Origin of the sequence: Streptomyces sp. CNQ085 (assembly GCF_022614595.1) — a bacterium.
Classification (GTDB): domain Bacteria; phylum Actinomycetota; class Actinomycetes; order Streptomycetales; family Streptomycetaceae; genus Streptomyces.
Genome location: NZ_JAJFAU010000169.1, coordinates 1 through 9,717, shown reverse-complemented (window position 1 = coordinate 9,717; position 9,717 = coordinate 1). Strand labels below are relative to the sequence as shown.

The following is a 9,717-nucleotide window of genomic DNA, read 5'->3' as shown; positions in this document are numbered from 1 at the left end:
TCGAACTCGGCCGCGTCGTGCAGGAAGCCACCCTCACGCGTGGCGGAGCTGCCGGGGCCCTCACCGTACAGAGCCGTCAGGTCCCAGCCACGGTCCACCGGGAAACCCGACACACCCTCGCCGCCAGACCCCACCAGGTCCCACAGCGCCTCCGGCGAGTCCACCCCGCCCGGGAACCGGCACCCCATCCCCACAATCGCGATCGGCTCGTCGGTGCCGGTCGTGGTGCGGGCGGCGGTGGCCGGGAGGTTCGCCGCGCCGAGGAGTTCTGTGCGGAGGTGGGTGGTGAGGGCGAGGGGGCTTGGGTGGTCGAAGACGAGGGTGGCGGGGAGTTGGAGGCCGGTGACGGTCTTGAGGCGGTTGCGGAGGTCGACGGCGGACAGGGAGTCGAAACCGAGGTCCTTGAAGGCGCGTGCGGGTTCGATGGCCGAGGTGCCGGTGTGGCCGAGGACTGCGGCGACCGCGCTCTGTACGAGGTCGAGCAGGAGCCGGTGCTGTTCGTCGCCGGGCAGGGTGAGCAGGCGGCGGGCCAGGGCATTGCCGCTGTCGGTGCCGGCGGCGGCCTGGCGACGAGCGGTGGGCAGCAGGCCGTGCAGGACGGCGGGGGCGGTGTCGCGGTGGGCGGCGAGGGCCGTCGTGTCCAGCGCGACGGGCAGAGTGACGGGGTGGGCGGAGTGGAGCGCGGCGTCGAAGAGGGCCAGGGCCTCGTCAGTGGGCAGGGGCGGGAAGCCTTGACGGCGCAGGCGAGCGAGGTCGGCCTCAGTCATACGGCCGCCCATGCCGTCGGCCGTCTCCCACATGCCCCATGCCAGGGACAACGCGGGCAGGCCTTGGGCGCGGCGGGCGGTGGCGAGGGTGTCCAGCACCGTGTTGGCGGCGGCGTAGGCGGCCTGGCCGCGGTTGCCGAAGACGCCGGCGACGGAGGAGAACAGGACGAAGGCGCACAAGTCCTGATGGGACGTCAGTTCGTGCAGGTGGCGGGCGGCGGCGGCCTTGGCGTCGAGGACGCGGGTGAGCCGTTCGGGCGTGAGGTCGGTCAGGAGCCCGTCGTCGAGTACGCCCGCCGCGTGGATCACGCCGCTGAGCCGTACGCCGTCCAGGGCGGCGGCCAGGGCACTGCGGTCGGCGGAGTCGCAGGCGACGACCCTGGCGCGGGTGCCGGCTGCGCCGAGCTCGGCGACGAGGCCCTCGGCTCCCGGGGCTTCGGGGCCCCGGCGGGACATGAGCAGCAGGTCGCGTACGCCGTGCGCGCTGACCAGGTGCCGGGCGACGGCGGCGCCGAGGCCGCCGGTGCCGCCCGTGATGAGGACGGTCCCGGTCTCTGGCCAGACGGTGGGCTCGGTGGCTGCCGGTTGGGCGGTGCGGGTGACACGTGGCAGGAGGACCTCGTCGCCGCGCACGACGAGCTGGTCGGCGTCGAGGGCGGTCAGGGCGGCGATGAGGGTGCGCCGGGCCTCGGGGGTGCCGTCGGTGTCGGCGACGGCGAAGCGGCCGGGGTGTTCGTTGGCGGCGGTGCGCAGCAGGCCCCATACGGCGGCGCCCGCGGGGTCGGTGGCGTCGTCGCCGGCCGCTCTCGTGGTGACCGGCACCAGACGGGCGTGCGCGAAGCGCTCGTCGGCGAGCCATGCGTGTACGGCGGCCAGGACGTCGGCGGCGGTGCTGGAGCCGACCGGGAGGAGAACCGTCTCCGGGTTCGTCGCGGCGAGGGCGTCGAGGGTGGTGCCGTGCGCCGGCGCTGGGCCGGTGGCGGTCCACGGCGCCGGATCGTCGGTCAGTACGGCAAGGGCGCCGCCGCCGGACTGCGGGAGGCTGACCGGCGTCCACTCCAGCCGGAAGAGGCCGCCCGCGCGCGGGGTGTCGTCGCTCAGGGCGGCCAGGGGCCGCAGGACGAGGCCCTCGGCTTCGGCGACGGGCGCGCCGGTCTCGTCCGCCGCGTACAGGGCGACCGTGTCGTCGGTGTGCCGGGTGAGCCGTGCGTGCAGGGTCGCGGCACCGACGGCGTGCAGGCGTACGCCGCTCCACAGGAACGGCAGCCGTGCCTGGTCCGCGGTGTCGTGCGGCAGGGCGAGGGCGTGCAGGACGGTGTCGAGGAGGGCCGGGTGCAGGCCGTACGCGGTGGCGTCCGCGGTGTCGTGCGGCAGGGCGGCCTCGACGAGGAGGTCGTCGCCGTCCCGCCATGCGGCGGTGATGCCGCGGAACGCGGGGCCGTACTCGAGACCGGCTGCGGCCAGCCGGTCGTACAGGCCGTCCAGCGGGAGGGGTTCGGCTCCGGCGGGAGGCCAGGCCCGCAGGTCCCAGGAAGGGGAGGGACCCGCGGGGGCGAGGGTGCCTGCGGCGTGCAGTGTCCACGGCGCATCGGCGGGTGCGCCGTCGTGCCGTGCGTGGACACGGACGGCACGGGTGCCGTCGGCCGCGGCGGCCTCGACGGCGATCTGGAGGTGTGCGGTGCCGTGTTCGGGCAGCACGAGCGGGGCGTGCAGGGCGAGTTCGGTGAGGGTGCCACAGTCCGCCTGGTCGCCGGCCTGCACGGCGAGTTCGACGAGCGCGGTGCCGGGGACGACGACGCGTCCGGCGACGGTGTGGTCGGCGAGCCAGGGGTGGGCGTCGGCCGACAGGGCCGCGGTGAGCAGGACGGTGTCGGTGCCCGCTGGACGCAGGGTGGCGCCGAGCAGGGGATGGCCGACGCTGCCGAGGCCGCCGACGTCGGTGACGGTCCGGGTGGGCCGTAGCCAGAACCGCCGGTGGTGGAAGGCGTAGGTGGGCAGGTCGACGCGGCGTGCGCCGGTGCCCTCGAACAGGGCGGACCAGTCGACCGCCGCCCCGTGCACATACATCTCGGCGAGCGCGGTGAGCAGCGACTCGGGCTCGGAGACCCCCTTGCGCAGGACGGACGCGGCGGGGGTGTCGGCGGCCGTGCGGGCGAGGCCGGTGAGGACGGGGTCGGGGCCGATCTCCAGCAGGCGGCTCGCGGACTGGCGGCCGGTGGCGGTGGTGAGGGCGTCGTGGAAGCGGACGGGGCGGACGATCTGGTCGGCCCAGTAGGCGGGGGTGGCCCAGTCGGCGGGGGTGACCGGGGCGCCGGTGACGGTGCTGACCGCCGCGAGGGTCGGCGGGCGGAAGGTGACGCCCTCGGCGACACGGGTGAACTCGGCGACGACGGGGGCCATGCGGGGCGAATGGAAGGCGTGCGAGACGCGCAGCCGGGTGACGCGGCGGCCTCTGTCACGCGCGGCGGCCATGACGCGTTCGACGGCGCCCTCGGTCCCGGAGACGACGACGGCCTGGGGCCCGTTGACGGCGGCGACCGTGACCTCGGCGGTGTCGAGCAGGTCCGCGACCTCCGCCTCGTCGGCCTCAACGGCGGCCATGGCGCCGCCTTCGGGCAACGCCTGCATGAGCCTGGCCCGCGCGGCGACCAGGCGTGCCGCGTCGGCGAGGTCGAACACCCCGGCCACATAGGCGGCGGCGTACTCACCGATGGAGTGGCCGAGGACGACGTCGGGACGGGTGTCCCAGGAGCGCAGCAGTTCGGCGGTGGCGCTCTGGAGGGCGAACAGCGCGGTCTGGGCGTAGCCGGTGCGGTCGAGGAGGGCCGCCTCGGGGGTGCCCTCTGCGGCGAACATGACGTCGCGGACGGGGAGTTCGAAGCCGGGGGTGCCCGCGACGGCGGCGTCGAGGGTTTCGCAGACGACGTCCAGGACGGCCGCGAACAGCGGGTGAGCGTCGTACAACTCGCGACCCATCCCGGGGCGTTGGCTGCCCTGCCCGGTGAACACCCATGCCGTACGGCCGTCGATGACCGTGCCGGTGACGGTGCCGGGGCCCGGGGTGCCGGCGGCGAGGGCGGCGGTGCGCTCGGGCAGGGATTCGGGGTCGGTTCCGAGGACGACGGCGCGGTGGTCGAGGCGGGCGCGGCCGGTGACGAGGGACAGGCCGATGTCGGTGGGGTCGGCGTCCTGGTCGGCGAGGCGGGCGGCCTGGGCGGTCAGGGCGTCGTGGCTGCGCGCCGACAGCACCCACGGCACGGCCGGCGGGGCCGCCACCGTGCGCTGCTCCGGCTCGTTGACGGCCGGGGCCTCCTCGACGATCACATGGGCGTTGGTGCCGCTGATGCCGAAGGCGGAGACACCGGCCCGGCGGGGGCGTTCGCCACGCGGCCAGGGGCGGGACTCGGCGAGCAGGCGGACGTTGCCCTCGGTCCAGTCGACGCGGGTGGAACGGGTCTCGGAGTGCAGGGAGCGGGGCAGCAGTTCGGCCCGCAGCGACAGTACGGTCTTGATGAGGCCGGCGGCGCCCGCGGCGGACTGGGTGTGGCCGATGTTGGACTTCGCGGAGCCGAGCCACAGGGGTTCGTCGCGGTCCTGCCCGTAGGTGGCCATGAGGGCCTGGGCCTCGATCGGGTCGCCGAGCCGGGTGCCGGTGCCGTGGGCCTCGACGGCGTCGATGTCGGCGGTGGTGAGGGCGGCGGCGTCGAGGGCGGCGCGGATGACGCGCTGCTGGGCGGGGCCGTTGGGGGCGGTGAGACCGTTGGAGGCGCCGTCCTGGTTGACGGCGCTGCCGCGGATGACGGCGAGGATCGGGTGGCCGAGCCGCTGGGCGTCGGAGAGGCGTTCCAGGACGAGGACGCCGGCGCCCTCCGCCCAGCCGGTGCCGTCGGCGTCGTCGGCGAAGGACTTGCAGCGCCCGTCACCGGCGAGGCCGCCCTGGCGGGCGAACTCCAGGAACATCCCCGGGTTGGCCATGACGGTGGCGCCGCCCGCGAGGGCCGTGTCGCACTCGCCTGAGCGAAGCGCCTGGCAGGCCAGGTGCACGGCGACCAGAGCGGAGGAGCAGGCGGTGTCGACGGTGACGGCGGGGCCTTCGAGGCCGAGGGTGTAGGCGACGCGCCCGGAGGCGACGCTGGGGATGCTGCCGGTGAGCAGATAGCCCTCGGTTTCCGGGGTGGCCTCGTGGAGGTGGCCGCCGTAGCCGTTGCCGGAGACGCCGGTGAACACGCCGGTGCGGGAGCCGCGCAGTGAGGTCGGGTCGATGCCCGCCCGCTCCAGCGCCTCCCACGCCGTCTCCAGCAGCAGCCGCTGCTGCGGGTCCATCGCGAGCGCCTCGCGCGGGCTGATGCCGAACAGGTCCGGGTCGAACAGGGGCGCGTCGTGGAGGAATCCGCCGGCGGCGGTGGTGTCGCCGAGGCCGCTCAGGTCCCAGCCGCGGTCCTCGGGCACGGGCGTGATGCCGTCCCGTTCGCCGGCGACGAGCTCCCACAGCGCTTCGGGTGTGGTGGCGCCGCCGGGGAAGCGGCAGCCCATGCCGACGACGGCGACGGGTTCCCGGGAAGCCGTGACGAGGTCCTGGTAGCGCTGCCAGAGCCGGTCGTTCTCCTTGAGGGACTCCCGCAGGGCTTCGACGAGCTCTTCGGAGGATGCAGTCATGTCCTTCTCCACGGTCGCGGTGAGCGGATTCGGGCGGTCCTGGGTGCCGGCCGGTGAGTCGGACCGGCCGGCACCGGCTGTCACGCCGGTCGCTGCACTCGCTTCAGGGCCAGCTGGACGAGGCTGTCGGCGCCCATCGCGTCCAGGGATTCGGGCTGTCGGGGATGTTCGGCGGGGGTGGCCGGCCGCGGGTCGTCAGGGTCGGTGGCGGTGGGCCGGTCGGCGAGCCGGCGCAGCATGTCGAGAACGCCGGACTCGCGGAGCCGGGCCATCGGGATCGCGGTCAGCAGGTCCCGTATCTGCGGGTCGATGCCGTCGTCGGCCGGTGCGGGCGCCGCGGTGGCCACGAGGAGCCGGTCGCGCAGCAGCCGTACCAGGTCCTCGGGAGTGGGGTGGTCGAAGACGAGCGTGGCCGGGAGGGTCAGCGCGGTGGCGGCGCCGATCCGGTTGCGCAGGTCGACGGCGGTGAGCGAGTCGAAGCCGAGGTCCTTGAAGGCGCGGGTGGGTTCGACGGAGGTGGGCGAGGAGTGGCCGAGCACGGCGGCCACCTGGGTGCGGACCAGGTCCAGCAACAGCTGGTCCTGCTCGGGGGCGGTCAGTGCGGCGAGCCGCTCGGTGAGGTTCCCGGCCGTGCCGGACGCGTCGCCTGCGGCGCGGCGCCTGCGGGTGGTGAGGACCAGGTCGCGCAGTGGGCCGGCCAGGTTGTCGGCGTGTTCGGCGAGGGCGGCCGGGCGCAGCGCGACGGGAACCGCTACGGGTTCGTTGACGCGCAGGGCGGCGTCGAGCAGGGCGAGGGCCTCGTCGCCGGGCAGGGCGGGGAAGCCCTGGCGGCGCATGCGGGCGAGTTCGGCCCGCGACAGGGTGCCGCCCATGCCCGCCTCGGTCTCCCACATGCCCCAGGCCAGCGACACGGCGGGCAGCCCTTGGGCGCGGCGGGCGGTGGCCAGCGCGTCGAGGGCGGCGTTGGCGGCGGCGTAGGCGGCCTGTCCCGCGGAGCCGATGACTCCGGCGACGGACGAGTACAGCACGAAGGCGTCCAGGGTGTGACCGGCGGACAGCTCGTGCAGATGCCGGGCCGCGTCGGTCTTGGCGGCCAGCACGTGGGCCAGGCGCTCGCCGGTGAGAGCGGTGAGGATGCCGTCGTCGAGGACGCCGGCCGTGTGCACGACGGCGCTCAGCGGGACGCCGTCGAGGACGGCGGCGAGCTGGTCACGGTCGCTCACGTCGCAGGCGACGACATCGACACGCGCCCCCGACTCGGCCAGCGCGGCACGCAGTTCGGCCGCGCCGGGCGCCTCGGGTCCGCGGCGGGACAGCAACAGCAGGTCGCGGACGCCGTGCCGTTCGACGAGATGCCGGGCGAGCAGCGCGCCGAGACCGCCGGTACCGCCGGTGATCAGCACGGTGCCCGGCCGGGACCAGGGCGCGGGCACGGTCAGGACGGCCTTGCCGACGTGCTTGGCCTGCTGGAGCAGCCCCAGCGCCTCGGGCGCACGGGCGATGTCGAACGCGGTCACCGGGATGGGCCGCAGCGCGCCCTTCTCGAAGAGGTCCAGCAGGGCGGCGAGCATCTCGCCGATGCGGTCGGGACCGGCCTCCACAAGGTCGAAGGCGCGGTACGACACCCCGTGCGCGGCGGCGACCTCGTCGGCGTCGCGGATGTCGGTCTTGCCCATCTCCACGAACCGTCCGCCGGGCCGCAGCAGCCGCAGCGAGGCATCCACGAACTCTCCGGCGAGCGAGTCCAGCACCACATCGACACCGGGCCGGAACCGCTCCTCGAACTCGGTGGTACGGGACGAGGCGAGCCGGTCGGCGGGCACGCCGAGCTCCCGCACGGCGGGCCACTTGGCCTCGCTCGCCGTCGCGTACACCTCGGCCCCGAGATGCCGGGCGAGCTGTACGGCGGCCATGCCGACGCCACCGGCGGCGGCGTGGATCAGCACGGACTCGCCTGGCTGGAGTCCGGCGAGGTCGACCAGGGCGTAGTAGGCGGTGAGGAACACGATCGGCACGGACGCGGCCTGTTCGTACGTCCAGCCCTTCGGGATCGGCGCGAGTTGCCGGGCGTCGGCCACGGCGGTGGGGCCGAAGGCCGCGTCGAGCATGCCCATCACCCGGTCGCCGACAGCCCAGCGGTCCACGCCGGGGCCGGTCTCCACGACGACACCCGCGCCCTCCAAGCCCATCCGGCCCGCGTCCCCGGGGTACATGCCCAGCACGTTCAGCACATCGCGGAAGTTGACGCCGGCCGCTCGCACGGCGACCCGGACCTCGCCGGGACCGAGCGTGCGCCGCTCCTCGGGCACGAGGGCGATGCCGTCGAGCCGCCCCTGGTCGACGATGTCCAGCCGCCATGCGTCACCGGCACCGGCCGGCGGGACCAGCACGCCGTCCCCGGCCATCCGGACGAGACGCGGCAGCCACACCCGGCCCGCGCGCACCGCGAACTGCGTTTCGCCGGTGGCCCGCAGGCCTGCGGCGAGGGCGTCCAGGGACGCGGGGTCGCCGTCGGTGTCGGCGAGGGCGAACCGGCCGGGGTGCTCGCTGATCGCGGAACGGACCAGACCCCACACACCGGCCGCGGCGACATCCGGCACCGCCCCGTCTCCGGCGGCCTCGACCCGTACGGCTCCCGCGGTCAGCACGACGAGACGGGACGCGGCGAACCGCTCGTCGGCCAGCCACGCCTGAAGCCGGGTGAGGACGGAGGTGACCGTGGCGGCCACGTCCGCACCGTCGTCCGGGGTGACCTGCAGCAGCACCGTGTCGGGTACGCCGCCGGCCGCGGCCAGCGCGTCGAGGTCGGGGTGCACGGTGGCGGGGACACCGGCCGGGGCGGTGCCGACGACGGTCCACACCGTCCTGTCCGGTACGCCCTGCTGCTCGGGGGCCGGGGTCCAGTGCGGCCGGTACAGGTCGTCGGGTCCCGTGGTGGCCGTCAGACGGTCCATGGACATGACGCGCAGGACGAGGGAGTCGATCTCCGCGACCGGTTCGCCCGTCGCGTCCGCGATGCGCAGGGCGACGTCCCCGGCGCCACGCGGAGTGAGCCGGGCCCGGACGGTGCCCGCGCCCACGGCGGTCAGGCGGACGCCGGACCACAGGAAGGGCAGCGAGCCGTCCGTCGTCTCCGTGTGGAGGCCGAGGCCGTGCAGGACGGTGTCCAGCAGGGCGGGGTGCAGACCGTAGGAGGCCGCGCCCGCGGCGACGGGCTCGGGCAGTTCGGCCTCGACGTACAGATCGCCCTCGTGCCGCCAGACCCGTCGCAGCCCACGGAAGGCGGGGCCGTAGCCGAGGCCGGCCGCGCCGAGCCGGTCGTACAGGTCACCGAACTCCACGAGCTCGGCTCCGGTGGGCGGCCAGGCCCGCAGGTCCCAGTCGGGCGCGGGTGGTTCGGCGGTGTCCAGGGTGCCGGTGGCGTGCAGTGTCCAGGGCTCGTCGGAACCGGCGTCCTGCGGGCGGGCGTAGATCTGGACCGTGCGGCCGCCGTCCGAGGCGTCCTCGGCCTCCACGGCGATCTGGAGCTGTACGGCGCCGTGCTCGGGCAGCACGATCGGAGTGCGCAGGGCCAGCTCGTCCAGCTGCCCGGCGGCCACGCGCTCTGCGGCCTGGAGGGCGAGTTCCACGAGGACCGTTCCCGGTACGACGAAGGAACCTGCCACGGCGTGGTCGGCCAGCCAGGGCTGGGTCCGCACCGAGAGGCTCGAGGTGAGCAACACGGTGTCCGATCCGGCCACTTGCACTGCGGCACCCAGTAGTGGGTGGTCCGTGCGGGCCAGGCCGAGACCGTCCGCATCGGAGACGGCGGGCGCGGCATCGAGCCAGTAGCGGCGGTGCTGGAAGGGGTAGGTGGGCAGGTCGACGCGGCGGGCGCCGGTGCCCTCGAACAGGGCGGACCAGTCGATCTCGGCGCCTCGCACGAAGAGTTCGGCGCAGGCGCTCAGCAGGGTTTCCGCCTCGGGGCGGTCCTTGCGCAGGGTTGACACGGCCGGCACATCACCCGCCAGCGCGGTCAGCACCGGGTCCGGGCCGATCTCCAGGAAACGGACGGCGCCCTGAGTACGGGCACAGGTCAGCGCGTCGAGGAAACGGACGGGCCTGACGATCTGCTCGGCCCAGTAGGCGGCGCTCGTCCAGTCGCCTCCGCCGAGCGGCGCACCCGTCAGCGTGCTGACCGCCGCCACGTTCGGCCGGTGGTAGCTCACCCGCTCGGCCACCGCCGTGAACTCGGCCAGCACCGGCTCCATCAACGGCGAATGGAACGCGTGCGACACATTCAGCCGGGTCGTGC

The 9,717-nt window shown here is 75.0% G+C and carries 2 protein-coding genes; both read right to left on the bottom strand.

The annotated features are described in order from the left end of the window. Positions 1-5,423: type I polyketide synthase (locus LJ221_RS21350; RefSeq protein ID WP_302852049.1), on the bottom strand; the 5,423-nt coding region annotated here is incomplete at its 3' end. An 80-nt stretch (positions 5,424-5,503) separates the two neighbouring features. Continuing rightward, a complete protein-coding gene (locus LJ221_RS21345) occupies positions 5,504-9,673 on the bottom strand; it encodes an SDR family NAD(P)-dependent oxidoreductase (protein WP_241718347.1) in 4,170 nt (1,389 codons plus the stop codon). Positions 9,674-9,717: the final 44 nt, after the last annotated feature.

Bases quoted from the DNA above. Each gene is read 5' to 3' on its own strand.
- LJ221_RS21345 (WP_241718347.1), bottom strand. From the start codon at position 9,673: ATGGAGCCGGTGCTGGCCGAGTTCACGGCGGTGGCCGAGCGGGTGAGC.